This window comes from Miltoncostaea marina (genome assembly GCF_018141525.1).
Classification (GTDB): domain Bacteria; phylum Actinomycetota; class Thermoleophilia; order Miltoncostaeales; family Miltoncostaeaceae; genus Miltoncostaea; species Miltoncostaea marina.
In genome coordinates this window covers 890,030-910,404 of sequence record NZ_CP064655.1, presented here as the reverse complement: position 1 = coordinate 910,404, position 20,375 = coordinate 890,030, and the positions used below count along the sequence as shown (strand labels likewise).

Genomic DNA, 20,375 nt, shown 5'->3' with positions numbered 1-20,375 from the left:
ATGATGAGCGCCCGGAAGCGCAGGCGGCACCGTGGGCGGCCCCATACACTCCGCGGGTATGCCGCATGACGCCGGCCGGCCGATGACGCTCGTCAGGCTGAGGTGGCTCGCCATCATCGCGCCCGTGCTCGTCCTCGCCGCCGTGTGGCTGATGCTGCACAGCGGTCTCGAGGCCCTGCACGACTTCCCCGGGGTGCTGCTCCTGCTGGGGCTGCTCGCCGTCGCGGTGGCGCTGTTCGCCTTCGGGATCTTCTCGACCATCGAGCGCCTCGAGGGACGCATCGTGCGCCAGAACGTCGAGCTCGAGCGCGCCAACCGGGAGCTGGCGGCGCTTCTGGCGGTGGGCCGGGCCGCCTCATCCTCGCTCGAGCTCGAGGCGGTGGTGGAGGCGGCGCTGGACGCCGCCCGATCGGTGGCCGGCGCGGACGCCGCGGAGGTCTGGCTGGCGGCCGGCGCCGGCGAGCTCGAGCTGGTCGGGGTGCGCGGGGCGGGGCCGGGGCGGCGCGGCGAGCGCATCGCCGACGACGGCGCCGGCGCGCGGGCGCAGCGCATGGCCGAGGGCGGCCTCCCGAGCAGCAGCCTCGTGCCGCTGACCCATCGCGGCGAGCGCCTGGGCGCGCTCGTGGTCGCGGCGCAGGCCGCCGGCCGGCTGCGCGCCGAGCACGAGATCCGCCTGCTGGAGGGGATCGCGGAGCGCGTGGCGCCCGCGATCGCGATCGCGCGCCTGCACGAAGGCGCGATCGACGCCGCGGTGGTCGACGAGCGGCTCCGGCTCGCCCGCGAGCTGCACGACGGGCTGGCCCAGGTGCTCGGCTACATCAACACCCAGACGCTCGCGGTTCGCAAGCTCCTGTCGTCCGGGCGCCCCGACGAGGCGCAGGAGGAGCTCGCGGCGATGCAGGCGGCCGCTCGCGATGTCTACGCCGACATCAGGGAGGCGATCCTCGGGCTGCGCGTCGCGCTGCCGCGCGACGGCTTCATCCCGGGCATCGGCCGGTACGTCGAGGGCTATGGTGCGATGGCGGGCGCGGAGGTGCGACTCGAGACGCACGGCGACCTCGACGGCCTCGCGCTCGCCCCGTCAGCCGAGATCCAGGTGGTGCGGATCATCCAGGAGGCGCTCGCGAACATCCGCAAGCACGCCGGCGCCGCCCACGCGCGGGTGCGCATGCGCCTGGAGGACGGGACCCTCGTGGTCGAGGTGAGCGACGACGGCCGGGGCTTCGATCCCGGCGCCACGCCGGCGAGCGGGTGGCCGAGATTCGGCCTGCAGACGATGCGCGAGCGGGCCGTGGCGGTCGGCGGCACCTTCGACGTCGCGTCCAGGCCCGGCGCGGGCACGACCGTGCGCGTCAGCGTACCGACACGTCACGAGGCAGCCGATGCGCGTCCTGCTCGCTGACGACCACTCGCTGTTCCGGGCCGGCGTCGCCAGCCTGCTGCGCGCCTGGGGCATGGAGGTCGTCGGCCAGGCGGGCGACGGCCTGGAGGCGATCGCGCTGACGCGGCGGCTCAGGCCGGACCTCATCCTCATGGACATCGACATGCCGCGATGCGGCGGACTCCAGGCGACCCGCCTGATCAAGGCGGAGCTGCCGGACGTGCGCATCGTGATCGTGACGGTCTCGGACGAGGACGACCATCTGTTCGAGGCCGTCAGGAGCGGAGCCGAGGGCTACATGCTGAAGGGCATGGACGAAGAGGAGCTCGAGCGCACGCTCGACGCCATCGCGGCCGGCGAGCCGGCCCTGTCGCCGGCGCTCGCGGCCCGGGTGCTCGACGAGTTCGCCCGGCTCGGCAGGGCCGGGCAGGAGCGCACGCCGGACGGCCCCGAGCTCACGCCGCGCGAGACGGACGTCCTGCGTCACGTGGCCGCGGGAGCCACGAACCGCGAAGTCGCGGCGGCGCTCGTCGTCTCGGAGCACACCGTGAACTTCCACATGAAGAACATCCTCCACAAGCTTCACCTGAGGAACCGGGCGCAGGCGGTCGCGTATGCGATTCGCACCGGGCTCCTCACCGGCGACCCGGAGGCCTGACCCGCCAGATCGGGGAGGTGCCGACGCCTGCGAAGACCGCCACGACGGGCTGGGAGCGAACCGCTGGTTCCCGCGTTCCCCCGGCCGGCCCCGCGACCGATGCTGTCCTCAAGAGACGAGGCGTGGGATCGGAGGAAACGATGCGCCTTCTTCGCCACATCGCAGTGACCCTCGCGGTGATCGCCCTGGTCGCCGGCCCGGCCGCGCTGGCCGGCGGCCTCTACGTGCGGGACAGCGTCCAGAGCCAACTGACGGCACAGGAGATCACGTTCGCCCCGAAGGGCAGCGAGGGCCTGCCGCCCGGCATCCAGTCGTACGGCGGCACGCAGGTCGTGAACGGCGGCCAGGCCAAGGTCTTCGCCGACCAGTACATCGCGGAGCACATCGCCGGCACGCTGGCCGGCGCGGCCGCCGAGGACTCGCGCCTCGACGGCGTGAAGACCTACTCCCAGATCAGCGCGGTGTCCCGCGCGAACCCCGGCGACCAGAAGCTCGAGGGCCTCGTCGAGACGGTCTTCCGCGGCGAGATGCTGCGCGGCTCGCTGCTCGGCGCCTGGGGCTGGTGGACGTTCGCGACGATCATGCTCTGGTCGGGGGTCGGGATGCTGGCCTACGCGGCCATCGTGGGCGGCACGCTGGTGGGCGCCCGCCTGGCGCACCGGTCCGAGGGTCGGCGTCACGAGCCGGCCGCGGTCTAGCGAGTCGCCGGCCTCACGCCCGGCCTCCCGTCGGCGGCGCACCACGAGCCCGGGCATTTGCGCCCGGGCTCGTGGCGCACTCGGAGGCGTGGAGGCCGCACGCGCGCCGCCGGCGCTCCGCCGACGTGCCGGCCCGGCAGCGCCGGCCCTCCCGGTGGCCTGCCCATCCGGCTCCCGACCCGCCGGGGGATCGCTCCGCCCGACGGGGGGCCGGCCGCACACCCCGGGCGGGCTCGGCGCGCCCGCCCGGGGTCGATGACGACGCAGTGACGCGCGCGACCGGCGGCGTGCGCCCGGCGTAAGTGCGGCCGCCCGGAGCGGCGGCGGGGCCCGCTCGCGACGGGCGCGGCCGTCCGCCTGACGATCGGCGGCATGCCCTGCCGCGACCCGGCGGCCGGCCGAGCGGAGTGGCCGGCCGGGCGCAGCGAAGGCGGCCGCGACTCCTCGCGCGACCAGGGAGGCGACGGGGCGGCAGGGCGACGAGCCGGCCGCGGCGCTTCAGCCGGTGCCGGACTCGCCGGCGGGCCGCCCCCGGTCGGTCAGCCCGTGGCGCCCGCCAGCAGCGACATCGACTGGCGCAGCTCGCGCAGCACGCTCGAGTGCGGGTACACGACCAGCCCCTCGCGGATGACCGCGTCGGCCTCCGCGTAGCGGCCGGCGCCCGCCAGCAGGCCGGCCAGGTCGATGTGGCGCGACATGTTCTGCCCGTCGGCCTCCAGGGCGGCGCGCATGAAGGCCTCGGCGTCGTCCGGCATGCCCTTGCTCTGGCAGATGCGCCCCAGGGCGGCGAACGCCTCGGGCGTCTCGTCGCCCGCCTGGATCGCGGCGATCAGGCGGTCGGCCGCCGGGTCCGGGAAGTCGTTCTCGAACAGCAGGTGGCCGAGGGTGCGGTCCACGTCGCTGCGCCGGGGGGCGATCGAGTAGGCGAGCGGCACCAGCGCGTTGAACACATCCAGCTCGCCCAGCTCCAGCACGGTGCCGGCCAGCTCGAGCACCGCGGCGAGGGCCGCCTCGGCGTCGGTGCCCGGCGGCAGCGCCGGCGGCGGGCCGTCGGGGGACTGCGCCAGCAGGGCCGCCTCGTAGGCCGCGGCGTAGACGCCGTCGGCGACCGGGCGCAGCTCGTCCACGGCCGCCCGCACCTCGTCGGCGTCGCCGGCCACCAGGCCGACGAGCACCGTCTTGGCCAGCGCCAGGTGGCGGCTCGCGCTGCTCGGCGGCACGGCCACGAGCAGGGCCCGCGCGCCGGGCAGGTCGCCCAGGCGGATGAGCGCGTCGGCCATGGCGAGGCCGATCGCGGGATCGGACGGGCTCAGCTCGCGCGCCTCGGCCAGGGTCGCGAGCGCGTGCTCGGCGTGCCCCTCGAGCAGCAGCACGCGCGCGATCGCGGTCAGCGACTCGGCGCGCCGCGGCTCCGGGACGACGCCGGTCATGTAGTCGCGCACGGCGGCCGGCGGGTCGCCCCGCAGCAGCAGCCGGGTGAGGCGCATCACCGGGGCGGCGTAGTAGCCGCCGGCCGCGCGGATCGCGTTGCGCTGGCAGCGCACGGCCTCGTGCAGGTCGCCCATCATCTCGTGCAGCACCCCCAGCGAGTGCCAGGAGTAGAACGAGCCCATGCCGGCCTGGGCGAGGTAGCGGTCGCCGCCGTGGTCGCCGAGCTCGATCGCCCGCCGGAAGCTCCTCACGGCCGCGCGGTACTCGCGCCGGCTGGTGTGGATCTGGCCCTGCAGGTAGTGCAGGTCGGTGAAGTCCGGGTATGCCTGGAGGGCGTCGCCGAGCACGTCGAGCGCCTCGTCCCAGCGCTCGAGCGAGTTGAGCGTCGCCACGATGTTCCGCAGCAGCAGCGAGGCGTAGTAGGCCTTCAGGGTGGGCAGGTGCGCGAACGACCGCGAGAAGTAGTCGAGCGCCTCGTCGAACCGGCCGACGCGCTGGTACTCGACCCCCGCGTTGAAGAGCGTGAAGGAGTCCTCGGGCTTGCGCCGCACCTCCTCCATCACGATCGCCATGTTGCGGTCGGTCTTCTCCTTGGCCCGGCTGGTCGGCTCGAGGTAGCCGTAGTGGTGGATCTCGATGCCCACGAAGCGGGTGCAGACGCCGCCCTGGGGGTCGACCGTGCCCATGATCTGCTCGTGCAGCGCGCCGGAGTAGCGGTACCGCGGGCGGTTGCGGAAGAGGCGGAACGCGGAGTTGACCACGCTCTCGATGCCCCGCTCCTCGCCGATGAAGTTCACCTCGCGGAAGCAGAAGCCCTCCATGTCCTCCTCGTGCAGGAGGTCGCGCAGCCGGCCGCCGTCGACCAGCTCCTCGTCGGCGTCCAGCACGAGGATCCAGTCCCCGGTGGCGGCGTCGATGGCCGTGTTGCGAGGGGCCGCGAAGTCGCCGCGCCAGTCCTCGTGCAGCACGCGGGCGCCGAACGACGCGGCGATCTCCACCGAACGGTCGATCGAGCCGGTGTCGACGATCACGATCTCGTCGACGACGCCCTCCACGCTGGCGAGGCACCGGGCGAGGTGCTCCTCCTCGTCGCGCATGATCATGCACAGCGACAGGCGCTGCGGGGCGCGCTCCGTCGGCGTGGTGAGGCTCGCGATCTTGAGGCCCATTGCCTGTGTTCCCTCCGGTCGTCGGCTCTCCGTGCATCGGCACCGGCGGGTCGCACTTGAGGCGCGAGCGGGCGGCGCTCATCGTGAGCCGGGCCGCCGACACGCCGGCGAACGCGGCGGTGGCCGTCGCGGTCGCCGCGGCGCTGCTGGCCCGCCGTCGCGGCCGCGAGCTGGCCCTCCTCGCCCTCGGCCTCGGCGGGGCCGGCGCGCTCGCGGGCGCCCTCAAGCGGCTGGTGGGCGGCGAGCGGCCCGTCGCGCGGCCGCCCGGCCCGGCCCGCGGCGCGGCCTTCCCGAGCGCGCACGCCTCCGGCTGGGCGGCGCACGCCGCCGCGCTCGCGATCCTCGCGCCGCCCCGCCTGCGCGTGCCGGTCGCGGCGACCGGCGCGGCCCTCGTCGGGGTCGTCGCGGCCTCGCGGGTGGTGCTGCGGGCCCACGCCGTGCGCGACGTCGTCGCGGGCGCCGCGCTCGGCGCCGGCTGGGTGTGGCTCGTCGCCCGGCGGCTCGGCCTGCCCGCACCGCCTCAGGGCAGGAGCAGCGTGGAGTCGCCGAACTCGTGCCACAGGTAGCGGCGCGCGAGGGCGGCCGCGGACGCCTCGCCCACCAGCCGCGGGCCCGCGACCGGCTCCAGCAGCAGCAGGTGGCTCGCCTCGGGCTCGTGCAGGCCGGTGACGAGCCCGTCCACCACGCGCGCCGGCCGGCCGGGGCCGCGCACGAGCCCCGTCCAGCCGCCGGCCGCGCGCACGACCCCGTCCTGGGCCGCGCTCTCGAGTGCCCGCACGACGGTCGTGCCCACCGCGACCACCCGGCGCCCGGCGGCCCGGGCGCCCTCGACCACCCGGGCGGTGTCCGCCGTGACGCGGAACCGCTCCGGCATCGGCGGCTCGTGCAGCTCGGGGCTCGAGACGCCGGCGTGCAGGACCACCGGCACCACGGTCACGCCGCGCGCCATCAGCCGCACCGGCAGGGGCGCGGTGAGGGGCCGGCCCGCGCTCGGCATCTCGGCGCTGCCCGGCTCGGTGGCGCCGACGGTCTGGTGGTCGGCCGGCGTCAGCCCGCGCACGAGGTGCCCGTGGCCGATCGGCCGGCCGTGGCGCGCGAGGTCGGCGACCGGTGCGGTCGGCGGCGTGACGCGCGCCGCCCACAGCCGGCCCGCAGCCACCGCCGGTCCGGGTGGGGCTCCGCAGCTCGACACCCACCGCCCGTCGTCGAGGTGGGTCGCCACGTGGACCGGCAGGACGGCGCCGGCGCGCGGGCCGCGCTCACGCCGCGGCCCCTGCGCAGCAGCGCGGCGGCGGTGTGGCGGCCGCTCGGCAGGTCGCCCCCCACCAGCCGCATCACCGCCGGCACGACGTCCTGCGGCGGCGGTCGGTCGGAGACGCCCTCCCCGGGGAACGCCGCCTGGTGCATGTCCGTGCGCATGTCGCCCGGCTCGAGCGCGTGGACGCGCAGGCCCGGGTGCTCGACCGCCAGCACGGCGGTCGCCTGGTCGAGCGCCGCCTTCGAGGCGCCCTCGCCGCCCCAACCCGGGTACGGCTCCACCGCCGCGTCCGACGAGACGTCGATGACGCGGCCGCCCCGGCGCTCCAGCAGCGGCAGCACCAGCCGCAACAGCGCGACGGGGGCCACGACGTCGACGGCCAGCACGCGCTCGAGCGCCGCGACGGGGGTGCGCGGCGAGCGGCGACAGCGGGCTCGGGCGGAGCTCGCTCGCGTTGTCCATCAGCAGGTCGAGGCGGCCCGGGCGCCGGGCCGCGGCGGTGAGCGCGGCGCGGTGCGCCGGGTCGGCGACGTCGCCGACGATCGCGATCGCCCGCCCCGCCGGCATGTCCCGCCCGGCGGCGGCAAGCGCCCCGCGTCGCGGCCGTCGATGATCACCCGCCCCCCGGCGGCCGGCGGCGCGCCACCGCGCGGCCCGGGCCGCGGGAGGCGCCGGTGACGAGGGCGACCGGGCCCGGCCGCCCCGTGAGGGCGTCCATGGCGGGCACCGTAGATCTTCACGCGCGCTTGAGGTCAAGCGCGACCGGCCGTTCCGGGCATATACCCCTGTCAGGGCGATGCGCGACGAGGGAGGCGAGATGGACGAGGACCGGCGCGGCCACCACGAACGGATGCTCGCCGGCGACCGCTACATCGCCGACGACCCGCACATCGCCCGCGACATCCGCCGCGCCGCGCTCCTGCAGGAGCGCTACAACGCCACCTCGATCGACGAGCCGGTCGCCCGCCGTTCGATCCTCGCCGAGCTGCTGCGCGGGGTGGGCGAGGAGGTGGAGATCCGCCCGCCCTTCCACTGCGACCTCGGCTACCGCACGACGATCGGCGACCGCGTCTTCGCGAACTACGGCCTCGTGATCCTCGACGTCGCCGAGGTCGAGATCGGCGACGACGTCCAGATCGCGACCTACGTGCAGCTGCTGACGGCCACCCACCCCCTGCAGGCCGATCCGCGCCGCGACAAGTGGGAGGGCTCCGAGCCCATCACGATCGGCGACAACGTCTGGCTCGGCGGCGGCGCCATCGTCTGCCCCGGGGTGACGATCGGTGACGACACGGTGGTGGGCGCCGGAAGCGTGGTCCTCAGGGACTTGCCCGCCGGCGTCCTCGCCGTCGGCAACCCCGCCCGGATCGTCCGCGAGCTCTGAGCGTCACCCCCGACGCGCGGCGGCCTCGAAGGCGCCGACGAAGCGTGGGATGACGTCGGCGAACCATGCCCGGAGCTCGCCGTGGACCTCGGGGACGAGAACCGCCGAGGCCGGCGTCTCCAACCGCGTCAGCACCTTCCGGATCTGCCGGTGCTCCGCCGCCTCGAACTCCAGTGGTCCGCCGTAGCCCGCCTCGATCTCGGCTCTACGCTCCAGCAGGGCCCCGAAGATCTCCGCGTTGCGCGCGGCGTCGCCCGAATCGATGTAGAGCTCGACCCGTGCGTGTCGCTGACCGAACGTCGCGTACACCGTCGCGTTCGGGATGGACGAGCGGAACGACAGGTATGGACTCGTCGGCACCTTCGCCCGCCCGCCGACGAGGCCGGGCGCGTCGGCGCGCAGGCGGTCGAGCAGCGCGCCCCAGAACTCCTCGTACGCCCGCTCCCGCTCCCCGGCGGGGCGGGTCGTGGCGCGGACGCGCTTCTGCCAGTCGTTGGGCTTCGCGACCACGTCGAAGAGCGGGGCCGGCATGGAATCGCCGATCCGGACGGCCCGCAGCGCGACACCGAAGACGCGCACGCTCTCGTCGGTGTGCTCGTTCAGCCAGTCGAGCGCCTGACGGTGTTCCTCACGGAACGCCTGCGCGATCCAGACGACCGTCCCCACCTCGGCGACGCCCCCCGCGTAGGTCAGCAGCTGACCGAGGTGCGAGTGATCCGTACCCTCGATCTGGTTCTCGACGATCAGCGCGCAGTCGTGGGTGAGGTCACGCCCGACGAGGTCGAGCGAGAACCCGCCCACGGCGTGCTCCGCCGCCTCGATCTCCAGCTCGATGCCGAGCGCGTCGCCGAGCGCCTCGGCGTTCTGGAGCAGCCACGGCGTGAAGTCCGCCGCCTCGTTGGGCCACACCTCCCGCAGCGGCACGTCCTGCAGGCGTCCGATCGACACGCCGGCGATCCTCCTCCGAGCCGGTCACCGCCCCGGCAACGGCACCCGGTCGCGCGCCGGGTCGAAGGGGCGCCCGGGGAGCAGGCCGCGCGGGTCGCGGTCGAGCGGCAGGTCCCACTTCATGCGGTAGCGCATCGTGTTCTCCTGGAGGAGCTCGTCGTAGTCCTCCGGCACGATGTCGAAGGTCTTGTGGCCGAAGTGGTGGACGAAGGCGTCGTCGGCCACCAGCAGGCGGAAGCCGGCCAGCCGGGCGCGCAGGCAGAGGTCGTCGTCCTCGAGGTTGCCGACCTCGAAGCGGGGGTCGAAGCCGCCGATCGCCTCCATCAGGGCGCGCCGGATCGCCATGCAGAGGCCGCTCAGCCGGGCGACCTCGCGGGCCTGGCCGGCGTGCTCGCGCGCGCGGTCGGCGGCGAAGCGGTCGAGGGCCTCCGAGGGCGCCTCGGCGTAGGGCACCGGCGCGATGATCTGGTCGTCGGAGACCCAATTGGAGCGGGGCCCCGCGATGCCGGCGGCGGGGTCGCGGTCGAGCGCGCCCAGCAGGCCGCCGAGCCAGCCCGGCGTGGCGAGGGCGTCGTTGTTCAGCACCACGACGACGTCGCCCCGGGCGGCGGCCAGGCCGAGGTTCGCGCCGCCGGCGAACCCGAGGTTGACCGGCGAGCGCACCACGCGGGCGCCCCGCCCCTCGCTCCACTCGGCGGTGCCGTCGGTGCAGCCGTTCGCCACCACGATCACCTCGTGCGGCCAGGGCGTGTGGCGCTCGATGCTCTGCAGGCACAGCGCGGTGTAGAGCAGGTTGTCGTGGCAGGGCACGACGATGCTGGCGAGGCGGCTCACGCGACGCCCGCCGTCGCCGGGGCGGCGGCCGGGGCGTCGTGGCCGGCGAGCGCGCGCATGCGCGCGGCGGCGATCGCGGCGGCGTGGTCCCAGGTGTGGTGGGCGGCGACGTGTGCGGCCGCCCGCAGCCCCACCGCGCTGGCCTCGTCGCGGCGCTCGTACGCGTCGCGCATGCGGCGGGCGAGGTCGAGCACCGAGACCTCGACCACCCGCGGGCGGCCCGCCAGCTCCATGCCCCCCATGCCGGTGCCCTCCAGCACGACGGGCCGCGACGGCACCAGCAGGGCGGTCGCGTGGTCGCAGAAGTCGGCGGTCGAGCCGCCCTCGGGGACGATGACCGGCAGGCCGCACGCCATCCCCTCCGCCACGGTCAGGCCGTAGCCCTCGCCGCGGTACGGGTGCACCAGGCAGTCGGCCGCGGCGTAGAGGCGGGGCAGGTCGGCGTCCGGCAGGCGGTCGCGCAGGAACGCGACGCGCGGGCCGCGCGGGTCGGCGGCCATGCGCTCCACCCGCAGCTCGATCTCCTGCGGCCGGTAGGGGCCGCCGCGGCCGAAGTCCTTCACGACCAGCGTCACGTCGTCGGCGGCGGTGAACGCGGTCGCGTAGGCGTCGAGCAGCAGGTCGGCGCCCTTGCGCCAGAGCAGGCCGCCGACGAACAGGAAGCGGTAGCCGCCCGGCACGCCGGCCAGCGGCAGCGCCTCGAGGCCCGGCCGGAACCGCGCCGTGTCGACGCCGTGCGGCACGATCGCCACCCGGTCGGGGTCGAGGCCGGAGGCCAGGTAGCCGTCGCGCACGTACCGGGACGGCGCCCACACCTCGTCGACCGCGTCCTCGATGCCGCGCCGCCACTCGAGGGGGATCGGCCCGTACTCCCACGGCAGGGCCACCACCAGGCGGCCGGCCGGCGGGGGCGTGAAGCTGGGCGGGTAGCCGTGGCGCAGCACCACCTCGGGCGGCCCGTCGAGCAGCCGCCGGGCGGCGCGCAGCGCGGGCCCGCCGGGCAGGGCGCCGCCGCCCCCGCGCGCCGCGGTCTCGACCTCCACGAGGCTCAGGTCGACCTCGCCGCCGCGCACGAGCGCGGCCGCCAGGCTGCGGTTGGCGAGGGCCAGCGAGTGCGCGCCGGTGACGCCGCCGTAGAGGGCGACCCGCGGGCCGGCCCCCGCGGCCGGCGCGCGCCGGTGGCGCGGCCGCAGCCCCTCAAGGCGCTCGAGCGCGCGGGCCGCCACCCGGGACGCCTCGTGGGGCGCCACCCGCTCCCGGGCGGCCGCGCCCAGGGCCGGCAGCTCGCCGGCGCGGGCGTGCGCGTCGCGCAGGGCGGCCACGAGGGCGTCGCGGTCGGGCCCGCGCCCGTCGCCCGCGGCGGACAGCGCCCAGCCGACGGCGGCGTCGATCGCCACGCCGGCGGCGGCCGGCGGGGCGATGACGGGCAGGCCGTGCGCCATGGCCTCGACCAGGTCGCGGCCGCGGCCCATGCCGCGGGTGGCCGCGCAGGCGACGTCGGCGGCGGCGAACAGGCGGCCCATCGACTCCGCCGGCACCGGCTCGTCGAGGAGCACCACGTCGGCCATCCGCGCGGGGTCGTGGCCCAGGCGCCCCACCATCTCGAGCACCGCCGCGCCGGCGTCGTCGTCGAGCGCCTCGCCCGCGAACGGCACGAGCGCCAGCGTGACGTCGTCGCCGGCGTCGAAGGCCCGGCACCAGGCGTCGATGACGAGGTCCCAGCCCGAGCGCGCCGTGCGGTCGGCGATCGCCAGGACGACCGTGCCGTGCAGGTCGTCGAGCGGCAGCGGCTCGGCCGGCGCGGCCGGGACCTCCACCGGCTCGGGCATCACGGCCACCCGCGCGGGGTCGAGCCCGGCGGCCACCAGCGCCGCCCGCTGGAGCGCCGACGGCACCCACACGTCGTCCATCTGGCGCAGGCGCAGGAGCCAGTCCTCGCCGGGGAGGGCGCCGGGCAGGCTGGTGAGCGCCACCCGCAGCGGGCCACGCACGTAGGGGTCGAGCACGCGGGCGGGCATGTGCTGCACCGTCGCCGTCGCGTCGTGGAGCGGCACGGAGGACATCTCGGCCAGCTCGCGCCGGCGCGCGGGGCCCACGACCGAGCCGGGGTGCCACAGCAGCGGCTCGAGGGCCACCGGCGCGCCGAGCGCCCGGAACCCGGCGAGGACGGCGCGCGTGCCGGCCGCCCACGGCGAGCGGTCGAGCACCGGCCCGCGCCAGGCGACCGTCACGGCGCCACCGCCGCCGGCGCGCCCAGCCGCCCGAGGGCCGCCGCGGCCACCTGGCGGTGGTCGTAGCGCTCGGCCCGCGCCGCCGCGGCCGCCCCGCGCGCCGCCCGCTCGGCCGGGCGGCGGTGCGCCTCCTGCAGGGCGGCGGCGAGCTCGTCGGCGTCGGGCTCCGCCCAGCGGTGGCCGGCGTAGGCGGGCACCTCCGCGACCGCGGCGGGCGGCACGTCGACCAGGCGGTGGCCCACCGGCCAGCCCACCGACGCGTCGACGAACTCTCCCGGCCCCGACCACGCGGTGGCGATCGCCGGGCGGCCGAGGGCCATCGCCTCGAGCACCGGCCGCCCCCAGCCCTCGCCGCGGGTGGGGGCCACGTAGACGTCGGCGGCGCGCAGCAGGGCGGACATCGCGGCGGGGCTCAGCAGGTCGTCGACCAGCACGACGTCCGGGATGCGCGCCGGGTCGTGCCCGAGCCGGGCCACGTGCTCGCCGATGGCCGCGTGGATGCGCGGGGCGCCCATGCCGGCCGTGGTCGACCAGACCTTGAGCACGAGCGTCACGTCGTCGTCGGGGGCGAAGGCGGCGCACCAGGCGGCGAGCAGCGCGTCCCAGCCCTTGCGCAGGGTGAAGTCGAAGGCGGCGAGGAAGACGGTGCCGTGCGCGCCCGGCAGCTCGAGCGGCGGCACGTCGGCCCGCAGGCGGTCGAGCTCGAACGGCTCGGGCACCACCACGAGGCGGCCGGGGTCCACGCCGGCGTCGGCGAAGGCGGTGCGGTTGTGCTCCGTCGGCACCCAGACCTCGTCGGCGGCGTTGCACGGGGCGACCCACGCGGGCGGGATGCGGTCGGTCTCGAACATCGTGCGCAGCACGCGCAGCGGCGCGGGCGAGGCCAGGTCGGCGAACGGCGGGAAGGTGTGCTCCACCCGGGCGTCGATGCGGCCGGGCGCCGCCGCGATCAGCCCGCCCAGCAGGGCGCGGTCGTCCGGCGACAGCGCGGTGCGCGGGTTCCACGCCTGCGGCTCGGCGCGCACGTCGGCGCCGAGCCCGGCGAGGCCGCGCACGAACGCCCGCCCGCCCGCGGCGTAGCCGGAGGGGTCGGTCAGCGGCCCGCGCCACAGCACCCCGGGCCCGCTCACCGGGCCACCGCCAGGGCGCGGGGGGCGCCGCCCACCAGCGCCTCCGCGCGCGCGCCGAGCGCGCGGGCCGCCGCGACGGGCGAGAAGCGCTCGGCCACCAGCTCGCGGCCCGCGGCCGCGCGGCGGGCGGCCTCGGCCCGGTCCTCGACCACCGCCCGCATCGCCGCCCGCAGCGAGGCCAGGTCCGGCTCGGCCAGCAGCTGGCCTGCGTAGACCGGGTTGTCGCGCACGAGCTCGGGTGGCGCCTCGACCATCCGGGCCACCGCCACGGGGAACGCGGTCTCGGGCGCCATCAGCTCCTCGTGGCCGCCCCACGCGGTGGCGATGACCGGCAGGCCGCGGGCGGCGGCCTCGAGCACGGGCATGCCGGCGCCCTCGCCCCGCGTGGGCAGCACGAAGGCGTCGGCGGCGTCGTAGAGCGCCGGCATGCCGCCGTGCGGGACCGGCTCGAGGACGAGGTCGATGTCGGCCACCCGCTCGGGGTCGTGGCCCAGCTCGCGCAGCAGCCCGGCGGCCTGGCCCAGGATGTCGCCATCCCCCGCGGCGCCCGCGCCGCGGTAGGTGAGCACGCGCAGCCGCACGTCCTCGGCGCCGTCGAACTCCTCGGCCCAGGCGCGCAGCAGCACGTCCCAGCCCTTGCGCCAGGTCCACTCGAACACGGAGAGGAAGGTGACGCCCGTGCGCCCGGGGGCGGCGGGCTGGCGCGGGGCGAGCATGGCGCCGTCGACCGGGTAGGGCACCACGCGCAGCAGCCCCGGGTCGACCCCCGCGTCCGTGAACGTGCGCAGGTTGAAGCGCGTCGGCACCCAGACCTCGCGCACGGCGCCGGAGGTGGTCGCCTCGACCCACGACGCGGGCAGCCCCGCCGTCTCGAAGCACGTCGCCCCGACGACCGGCACCTCGAGGCCCACCGCCACCTCGTCCCAGACGCGGGCGCCGTCGTTGAGCACCGGGATGTGGTGCACCACCCACGTGGCCGGCACGAAGTCCTGCGCGGGCAGCGAGAGCGCGACGGGCGCCATGCCCGGGGCCGGCGCGTCGGCGACCATCGCCCGCACCGGCACGCCGGCCAGCGCGGCGGCGTCGAGCAGGCCGCGCCCCGCGGCGGCGTAGCCGCTGCGGCCCGCGAGCGGCCCCCACCAGCCGATGCCGGGCCGCCGCGCGCGCGGCCGGGTCACGGCCGGCGCCGGGTGCTCGAACCGCTCGGCGGCGGGCACGCGCACGAACTGGCGGTTGAGCGCGGCGAGCAGCCACGGCTCGCAGCGCTCCGCGGCGCCGGGGGCGAGCGCGGGCCGGCCGGCCTCGCGCGCGAGCGGGCGCAGCCCCTCGTCGGCGAGCGCCCGCAGGGCGGCCATGCCGGCCGCGCCCGCCTCGTCCTCCCCCAACAGCGGGCCGCTCCAGGCGCAGTCGGCCACGTCGACGTCCTCGAGCCCGTCCTCGGCCAGGCGCTCCTCCCAGTCGGCCGGCCAGCCCAGCCAGCGGCGCCGGAACAGGCGGGCGTTGGCCGTCTCGCCGTCGGCCCGCCCGGGGCTCTGCGACTCGTGGTGCACCACGACCGAGTCGCCGCGGTAGCGCGCCCGCAGGCCGCGCCGCGCCAGCCGCAGGCAGAGGTCGACGTCCTCGAAGCCGTTGACGTAGTCCGCGTCGAAGCCGCCGGCCGCGGCCACGACGTCGCGGCGCATCGCCCAGCAGGCCGCGGTCACCATCAGCAGGTCGCGCGAGCGCGCCGCCACCGGGTGGTCGCCCGGCACGCCGCGGTGCAGGTGGACCGGCACGCCGCCCGGCATCAGGGCCATGCCGGCGTGCTGCACGCGCCCGTCCGGGTAGAGCAGGCGGGAGCCGGCCACCCCCACCGACGGATCCTCGACGGCGTCGAGCAGCGGCTCGAGCCAGCCGGGCCGCACCTCGGTGTCGGCGTTGAGGAACACCACGACCGGCGCGGCGGCGAGCTCGGCGCCCTGGTTGCAGGCGCGCGCGAAGCCCAGGTTGGCCGGGTTGCGCACCACGCGCGCGTCGTCCTCCCAGGCGCGCAGCAGGGGCGCCATGGCCGGGTCGGACGACGCGTTGTCGACCAGCACGAGCTCCACGCCCTCCAGGCCCGCCGCGACCAGCGCGTCCAGGCAGGGGGCGAGCAGGTCGGCCCGCTCGTAGACCGGGATGACGACGCTCGCGCGCGTCACGGGCGGCGGGCCACGGTCGTGTAGTGCAGCGGCATCAGCGGGCGGTCGGGGGCCTCCAGGCCCTCGAGCGACTCGATCGCGAAGTCGGCCAGCAGCGCCCGCAGGCCGTGCTCGGTGAAGCGCCAGCAGTCGGGCAGCGGCCCGTGGATGCGGAAGTCGAACGGCGTGGACAGGAACAGCAGCCCGCCCGGGCGCAGCACCCGCCGGATCTCGGCGACCGCGTCGAAGGGCTGCAGCACGTGCTCGAGCACCTCCGTGCACACGACGTAGTCGAAGCGGCCGTCCTCGATGCCGGGCACCGGCCGGCAGATGTCGCCCGTGTGGGTGCAGCCTGCGGCGGGGTCGATGTCGAGCGTCTCCACCACCACCTCGGCCGGGAAGAACGGCCGGGCGCCCTCGTGGTCCTGCGGCGCGACGTCCAGCAGGCGCGCGGGCCCGCCCGGGTGCGCGGCGGCCGCCCGGCGCATCAGCGCGCGCACGTTGCCGCGGATCAGCGCCAGCGCCTCGACGTCCCTCGCGCTCGGCACCGGCGGGGCGGCGGCCTCAGGCACGGTCGTCCTCCAGCAGCTCGACGGCGTCCAGGTCGAAGGCCGCCACGCCGCGCTCGCCGGCGGCGCGCCGCTCGCGGAACGAGTCGTCGATCAGGATCGCGTCCGGCTCGCGCACGTGGTCGGCCTTCTCCTCGTCGTCGGCCACCCGCACGACCTCGTCGAACAGCTCCGACAGGCGGTGGCGGCGCAGGGTGGCGGCCAGGTCGCCGCGGTGGCGGGTCAGCAGCACCACCCGCCGCCCCTCGTCGATCGACCGGTACAGCAGCGCCACGAGGCGGGCCTGCACGCGCCCGCGCACCACGAGCGTGTCGTCGAGGTCGACGTAGACGGCCGAGTAGCGCAGGTCGTGGCGGTAGCGGTTGACCAGCGCGCGGTCGATCTCCACCCGCAGGCCGTTGGGCGCGACCTCCAGCGGCACCCGCAGCGCCTCGTAGACCGACAGCAGCGGCAGGTTGACGCCCATGGCGCGGGTCAGCGCGCTCGTGCCGGCGATGCGCGGGGCCACCTCGAGCAGCCGGTGCGCGCCGGCGGCGTCGCGGCGGGCCTGGAAGAACCAGGCGCCGTGCAGCTCCAGGCGGCCCGCGATGGCGTGCGCCATCGCCATCAGGTCCGGGTCCTCGACCGGCACGGAGCGCATACTGATGCCCGCGCGGGTCGCGACCCGGCGCCGCGGCGCCGCGAAGAGCAGGCCGCGCTCCCGGTCGCTGAAGCAGTCGACCGTGTGCTCGTCGCCCGGCAGGACCTCCATCACCAGGTCGGATCCGTCGCGCAGCGCGCGCTCGAGCTCGGCGCGGTCGCGCACGACCCGGGCGCCCGCCGAGCCCTGGCCGCGGTCGGGCTTCACGAAGAGCGGGAAGGCGGCGGCGGCGGGGTCGTCGACGACCCGCGGCACCCGGACCACGTCCGCCAGCGCGGCGTAGGTGGCGCGCTTGGAGCGGGCGATCCTGCAGGTGGCCGCCGGCGAGGACACGACGCGGGCGGCGACCTCGCCGGCATGCTCGGCCAGCGCGAGCACCGCGTCGTCGTGGGCCGGCAGGACCATGTCGATGCCCCGGCGGCGCACGAGGTCGTTGAGGGGATCGAGCCAGCCGTCGCCGCGCAGGTCGGGCAGCACGTCGTGGTGGCGGAAGGCGTACGGGGCGTGGCCGGGCGCGTCGATGCCGGCCGAGAACAGCTCCACGTCGCGCCGCCCCGCCAGGGCGGCCCGCACCTCGAGGCCGATCTCCGTGCCCCCGGGCAGCACCAGCACCCGCTGTGCGGCGGGGGCGCCGGCGGGCGGGCGGGCCGCCGGGGACGGCGCCGTCGTGGTCACCGCGGCACCCCCGCCGCCGCCCGGCGCGGCACGTCCAGGAGCCAGCGGGCGCCCGTGCCGAGCACGTCGCGGGCGAGGTCCTCGTCGCCCACGGCCACGGGGCCGCCCAGGTCGCGGGCGGTCACCCCGTCGCGCGCCTCGATGCTCGTCTTCTCCTTGAAGTGGACGAAGACCACGCGGGGCAGGTGGGCGACCACGGCGCCGGCCTCGGACATGCGCCGCCACAGGTTCCAGTCGCCCGGCTCGTCGAGCAGCCAGCAGTGCGGGTCGAAGCGCATGTGGGCCAGGCGGGCGGAGTGCAGCACCGAGCCGTGGGTGATGCGCCCCAGCTCGAGCGGCGCCGAGCCGATGATCGTCCAGGGCCCCTCGCGCGTCTCGCAGGCGCCCTGGCCGTAGACGAAGTCGGCCCCCGTGGCGCGCGCGGCGCCGAGCAGCTCGTGGACGTGGTCCTGCGTGAAGGCGTCGTCGTGGTCGAGCGGGGCGATGAAGTCGCCGCGGCAGGCGTCGAGCGCGCCGTTGGCCGACATGCTGCCCGCCGTCATCCAGAAGCTCTGGAAGTGGCTCGCGTAGACCGGCCGCCGGGGCACCTCGACGTAGCGCACGCGCGGGTCGCCGACCGCCGCCACCGCCGCGCGGGCGGCGGGGTCGGGGCCGTCGCTGCACACCACCACCTCGATGTTCGCGTAGCTGCCGCGCAGCGCCGAGGGGATCGCCCGCGACACGAGCAGCTCGTGGCCGCGCCAGGTGGGGATGCGCACCGACACGAGCGGCTCGGGCGAGGCCCACGGGTCGGGGGCCGTCTCGAAGCGCCAGCGGTCGCGCATGGCGGTGACCCGGTCGGCGAGGCGCTTGGCCTCGCGGGCGCGGGCCACGACCGCCGCCGCGTCCGCGGGCGCCGGCGGCTGATCCGCGCCGAGCGCGCCGAGCACGTCGGCCGCGCCGGCCACCCGCCGCGCCGCCGGCCGCTCGGGGGACGGGCCGTCCGCCACGACCACCTCGGCGAAGTCGTCGCCGCGGCTCGCCCACTCGCACACCTCGCCGATCATCTGCACCAGCAGCGACCCGGGCAGCGGCGACCCCGCCGTCTCGAGCCACAGGCGCGCGCCCGACGCCGGGGGGGCGGCGGCCACGAAGGCGGCCAGCGCGGGGATCCACCCCTCGGGGCGCTCCCAGTCGGGGGCGACGAGCAGCTCGCGGCTCACGCGCACGACCAGGCGTGGGTGAGGTCGATCGCGCCGATCCCGTCGCGCTCGGGCCAGGGGGCGCACCCCCCGCAGCGGGGGCAGCGCAGGGCGGCCAGCGTCGTGGCGAGCAGGTCGTCGCGGCGCACGGCGGCCGGCGCGGGGTCGTGGCGCTCCAGCACCCAGCCCACCCGGAAGCTCGACGGGTCGGCGGAGTCGCGGAACAGGTCCGCCCACAGCCCCGGCCGGCGGGCGACCTCGGCCCGGGCCAGCGGCTGCAGCTCGGGGTCGGTGTCCGCCACGGTCGCGAGCAGTGACAGCAGCCCGTTCGGCATGGCCAGCTCGCGGGCGGCGAAGCCCTCCGGCGCGGCGCAGGCGGCCGCCACGGCGGCGCGCGTCGGCAGCCCGTGCTCGGCGTGCTCCCAGAGCCAGCCGGGCGCCTCCTCGCCGCGCCGCGCGTACATGCGGCGCATGAGCTCGTCGATGCCGGCCGCCTCGTCGCACGGGCACACCACGACCGCCCGGCGCGCGGCCACCCGCGCGATCTCGGCCACGAAGCCCTCGCGCTCGCCCGGCGGCACGTGCTCGAGCGCGTCGAGCGAGATGACCGTGTCGAAGGCGCGGTCGGCGAACGGCAGCCGGCCGGGCACGGAGCGCAGCGGCACCATCGCGGGCGCCGGCGGCCCCCAGAAGTCGACGTCGATGCCGACGAACGGCTGGTCGCCGCCCACGCACGCGAAGCCCACGCTGCCCGACCCCACGTCGAGCAGGCTGTCGGCGAGGCGGCCGTCGCCGTCGAGCAGCAGGTCGGCCACCGGGGCGTAGCGGGTGATCCAGTTCAGCACGGGATCGCCTCCTCCACGACGCGCGCGACGAGCGCCACCTCGCCGCCGTCCAGCCGGTTGGCCATGGGGAGCGACAGCGAGCGCGACGCGATGGCCTCGGTCACCCGCAGGCCGTCCGCCCGCGGGGCGCCGGCGAAGGCCGGGTGGCGGTGCAGCGGCGGGTCGAAGTACGAGCGCGCCTGCACGCCGAGGCGGGCGGCGGCGCGCAGGGCGGCCTCGCGGTGCGCCGGGGTGGGCGCCAGCCCCTGCAGGATCTGCCAGGTGGAGCCCTCGGCGCCGCGCTGGAACACGAGCGCGCGCGGGTGGATCGCCCCGCGCAGGGCGGCCGCGGTGGCGCGCCGCTCGGCGAGCGCGGCGGGGTAGCGGTCGAGCATGGCGAGCGCGGTGGCGGCGGCCAGCTCGGACATCTTGCCGTTGATCCCGACCTCGGCCGCCACGCGGGTGCCCGGCTCCATGCCGAAGTTGCACAGCGCCCGCATCCGCTCGGCGAGCGCCGCGTCGGGCGTGGCCAGCAGGCCGCCCTCGCCCACGGCGAACGGCTTCGTGGCGTGGAACGAGAACAGCTCCGTGTCGCCCGCGCCGCCCGAGGGGCGGCCCTCGTCGTCGACCGATCCGAACGCGGCGGCCGAGTCGATCATCAGCGGCGCCCCGTGGGCGCGGCACGACGCGCGCCACGACCGGCGCATCCACGCGGGGGGCGGCGAGCCGAAGGTGGAGCAGGCGAGCACCCCGGCCACGTCGTGGCGGCCGTCGGCGAGCGCCGCCTCGAGGCCCGCCGGGTCGAGCTGCCAGGTGGTCGGCTCGACATCGACGAACAGCGGCCGGAAGCCCGCCCACTCGATCGCGCAGGCGGTGGCGGCGAAGGTGAACGACGGGGTCACGACCACGCGGCCGGGGGCCGGCGGGCCGAACAGGGCCCGCAGGGCGACGAGCAGCCCGGCCGTCCCGCTGGCCACGGTCACGCAGTGGGCGCCGCCGAGGCGCTCGGACAGGCGCGCCTCCAGCAGCCGCGCGCACGGGCCGCCGTTGGCGTAGTACGCCGCCTCATCGGCCAGCCGGTAGTACGCCGCCACCTCCTCGAGGGGCGGCGGCTCCGGGTGCTGGAACCGCAGCGCCACCCCCTCCACGGCCGCGGGCAGCGCGGGCGGTGCGACGGGCGGGGGCGCGGGCATACCCCCCTTTCG

At 77.2% G+C, this 20,375-nt stretch carries 18 protein-coding genes; 5 read left to right on the top strand and 13 right to left on the bottom strand.

Features of this window, described 5'->3' with window-relative positions; genetic code table 11:
• Positions 1-58 precede the first annotated feature (58 nt).
• The 3 genes from ITJ85_RS04530 (at position 59) to ITJ85_RS04520 (ending at position 2,737) form a co-directional block, all read left to right on the top strand.
• Positions 59-1,402, top strand: coding sequence for a GAF domain-containing sensor histidine kinase (locus tag ITJ85_RS04530; protein ID WP_217915167.1), 1,344 nt, complete (start codon positions 59-61; stop codon positions 1,400-1,402).
• On the top strand, positions 1,383-2,039 hold the full coding sequence (locus tag ITJ85_RS04525) for a response regulator (protein WP_217915166.1): 657 nt from the start codon (positions 1,383-1,385) through the stop codon (positions 2,037-2,039). The genes ITJ85_RS04530 and ITJ85_RS04525 overlap by 20 nt, the downstream gene beginning before the upstream one ends.
• Positions 2,040-2,179: 140 nt before the next feature.
• Positions 2,180-2,737: a hypothetical protein gene (locus ITJ85_RS04520; protein ID WP_217915165.1), complete on the top strand. Its 558-nt coding sequence runs from the start codon at positions 2,180-2,182 to the stop codon at positions 2,735-2,737.
• A 539-nt stretch (positions 2,738-3,276) separates the two neighbouring features.
• Here the strand turns inward: ITJ85_RS04520 and ITJ85_RS04515 are convergent.
• Entirely contained in the window at positions 3,277-5,337 is a 2,061-nt protein-coding gene (locus ITJ85_RS04515; protein WP_217915164.1) for a glycosyltransferase family 2 protein, read from the bottom strand.
• Between the two features lie 56 nt (positions 5,338-5,393).
• On the opposite strand from ITJ85_RS04515, the gene ITJ85_RS04510 reads away from it, so the two are divergent.
• The gene (locus ITJ85_RS04510) at positions 5,394-5,903 is read left to right on the top strand and encodes a phosphatase PAP2 family protein (protein ID WP_217915163.1); all 510 of its coding nucleotides are present in this window, start codon (positions 5,394-5,396) and stop codon (positions 5,901-5,903) included.
• Here the strand turns inward: ITJ85_RS04510 and ITJ85_RS04505 are convergent.
• Both ITJ85_RS04505 and ITJ85_RS04500 read right to left on the bottom strand, forming a co-directional pair.
• Positions 5,858-6,397 carry an S-adenosylmethionine:tRNA ribosyltransferase-isomerase gene (locus tag ITJ85_RS04505; protein ID WP_217915162.1) on the bottom strand — a complete coding sequence of 180 codons (540 nt, stop codon included), beginning with the start codon at positions 6,395-6,397 and terminating at the stop codon, positions 5,858-5,860. The genes ITJ85_RS04510 and ITJ85_RS04505 overlap by 46 nt on opposite strands.
• Positions 6,385-6,981: an SDR family NAD(P)-dependent oxidoreductase gene (locus ITJ85_RS04500; protein ID WP_217915161.1), complete on the bottom strand. Its 597-nt coding sequence runs from the start codon at positions 6,979-6,981 to the stop codon at positions 6,385-6,387. Before ITJ85_RS04500 ends, ITJ85_RS04505 begins: the two co-directional genes overlap by 13 nt.
• Positions 6,982-7,391: 410 nt before the next feature.
• Between ITJ85_RS04500 and ITJ85_RS17340 the strand changes: the two genes are divergently transcribed.
• Entirely contained in the window at positions 7,392-7,979 is a 588-nt protein-coding gene (locus ITJ85_RS17340; RefSeq protein ID WP_281412225.1) for a sugar O-acetyltransferase, read from the top strand.
• A gap of 3 nt (positions 7,980-7,982) precedes the next feature.
• Here ITJ85_RS17340 and ITJ85_RS04490 read toward each other — a convergent pair whose 3' ends face one another.
• The 10 genes from ITJ85_RS04490 to ITJ85_RS04445 are packed head-to-tail and all read right to left on the bottom strand — an operon-like array spanning position 7,983 to position 20,363.
• On the bottom strand, positions 7,983-8,927 hold the full coding sequence (locus ITJ85_RS04490; protein ID WP_217915160.1) for a DUF4268 domain-containing protein: 945 nt from the start codon (positions 8,925-8,927) through the stop codon (positions 7,983-7,985).
• A 24-nt stretch (positions 8,928-8,951) separates the two neighbouring features.
• Positions 8,952-9,761 carry a glycosyltransferase family 2 protein gene (locus ITJ85_RS04485; protein WP_217915159.1) on the bottom strand — a complete coding sequence of 270 codons (810 nt, stop codon included), beginning with the start codon at positions 9,759-9,761 and terminating at the stop codon, positions 8,952-8,954.
• A complete protein-coding gene (locus ITJ85_RS04480) occupies positions 9,758-11,992 on the bottom strand; it encodes a glycosyltransferase (RefSeq protein ID WP_217915158.1) in 2,235 nt (744 codons plus the stop codon). The genes ITJ85_RS04485 and ITJ85_RS04480 overlap by 4 nt, the downstream gene beginning before the upstream one ends.
• Positions 11,989-13,122 (bottom strand): glycosyltransferase family 4 protein, encoded by a 1,134-nt coding sequence (locus ITJ85_RS04475; protein ID WP_217915157.1) that lies wholly within the window; start codon positions 13,120-13,122, stop codon positions 11,989-11,991. The genes ITJ85_RS04480 and ITJ85_RS04475 overlap by 4 nt, the downstream gene beginning before the upstream one ends.
• Positions 13,119-15,302, bottom strand: a complete 2,184-nt coding sequence (locus tag ITJ85_RS04470; RefSeq protein ID WP_217915156.1) for a glycosyltransferase family 2 protein — start codon at positions 15,300-15,302, stop codon at positions 13,119-13,121. The genes ITJ85_RS04475 and ITJ85_RS04470 overlap by 4 nt, the downstream gene beginning before the upstream one ends.
• On the bottom strand, positions 15,299-15,853 hold the full coding sequence (locus ITJ85_RS04465) for a class I SAM-dependent methyltransferase (protein WP_217915155.1): 555 nt from the start codon (positions 15,851-15,853) through the stop codon (positions 15,299-15,301). The genes ITJ85_RS04470 and ITJ85_RS04465 overlap by 4 nt, the downstream gene beginning before the upstream one ends.
• Positions 15,846-17,165 carry an ATP-grasp domain-containing protein gene (locus tag ITJ85_RS04460; RefSeq protein ID WP_217915154.1) on the bottom strand — a complete coding sequence of 440 codons (1,320 nt, stop codon included), beginning with the start codon at positions 17,163-17,165 and terminating at the stop codon, positions 15,846-15,848. The genes ITJ85_RS04465 and ITJ85_RS04460 overlap by 8 nt, the downstream gene beginning before the upstream one ends.
• Positions 17,162-18,367 (bottom strand): glycosyltransferase family 2 protein, encoded by a 1,206-nt coding sequence (locus ITJ85_RS04455; RefSeq protein WP_217915153.1) that lies wholly within the window; start codon positions 18,365-18,367, stop codon positions 17,162-17,164. Before ITJ85_RS04455 ends, ITJ85_RS04460 begins: the two co-directional genes overlap by 4 nt.
• Positions 18,364-19,191 (bottom strand): class I SAM-dependent methyltransferase, encoded by an 828-nt coding sequence (locus tag ITJ85_RS04450; protein WP_217915152.1) that lies wholly within the window; start codon positions 19,189-19,191, stop codon positions 18,364-18,366. Before ITJ85_RS04450 ends, ITJ85_RS04455 begins: the two co-directional genes overlap by 4 nt.
• Positions 19,185-20,363: a DegT/DnrJ/EryC1/StrS family aminotransferase gene (locus ITJ85_RS04445; RefSeq protein ID WP_217915151.1), complete on the bottom strand. Its 1,179-nt coding sequence runs from the start codon at positions 20,361-20,363 to the stop codon at positions 19,185-19,187. Before ITJ85_RS04445 ends, ITJ85_RS04450 begins: the two co-directional genes overlap by 7 nt.
• Positions 20,364-20,375 lie beyond the last annotated feature (12 nt).

Coding starts and splice junctions, on each gene's coding strand:
- ITJ85_RS04530 (WP_217915167.1), top strand. CDS start 59: ATGCCGCATGACGCCGGCCGGCCGATGACGCTCGTCAGGCTGAGGTGG.
- ITJ85_RS04525 (WP_217915166.1), top strand. CDS start 1,383: ATGCGCGTCCTGCTCGCTGACGACCACTCGCTGTTCCGGGCCGGCGTC.
- ITJ85_RS04520 (WP_217915165.1), top strand. CDS start 2,180: ATGCGCCTTCTTCGCCACATCGCAGTGACCCTCGCGGTGATCGCCCTG.
- ITJ85_RS04515 (WP_217915164.1), bottom strand. CDS start 5,337: ATGGGCCTCAAGATCGCGAGCCTCACCACGCCGACGGAGCGCGCCCCG.
- ITJ85_RS17340 (WP_281412225.1), top strand. CDS start 7,392: ATGCGCGACGAGGGAGGCGAGATGGACGAGGACCGGCGCGGCCACCAC.
- ITJ85_RS04445 (WP_217915151.1), bottom strand. CDS start 20,363: ATGCCCGCGCCCCCGCCCGTCGCACCGCCCGCGCTGCCCGCGGCCGTG.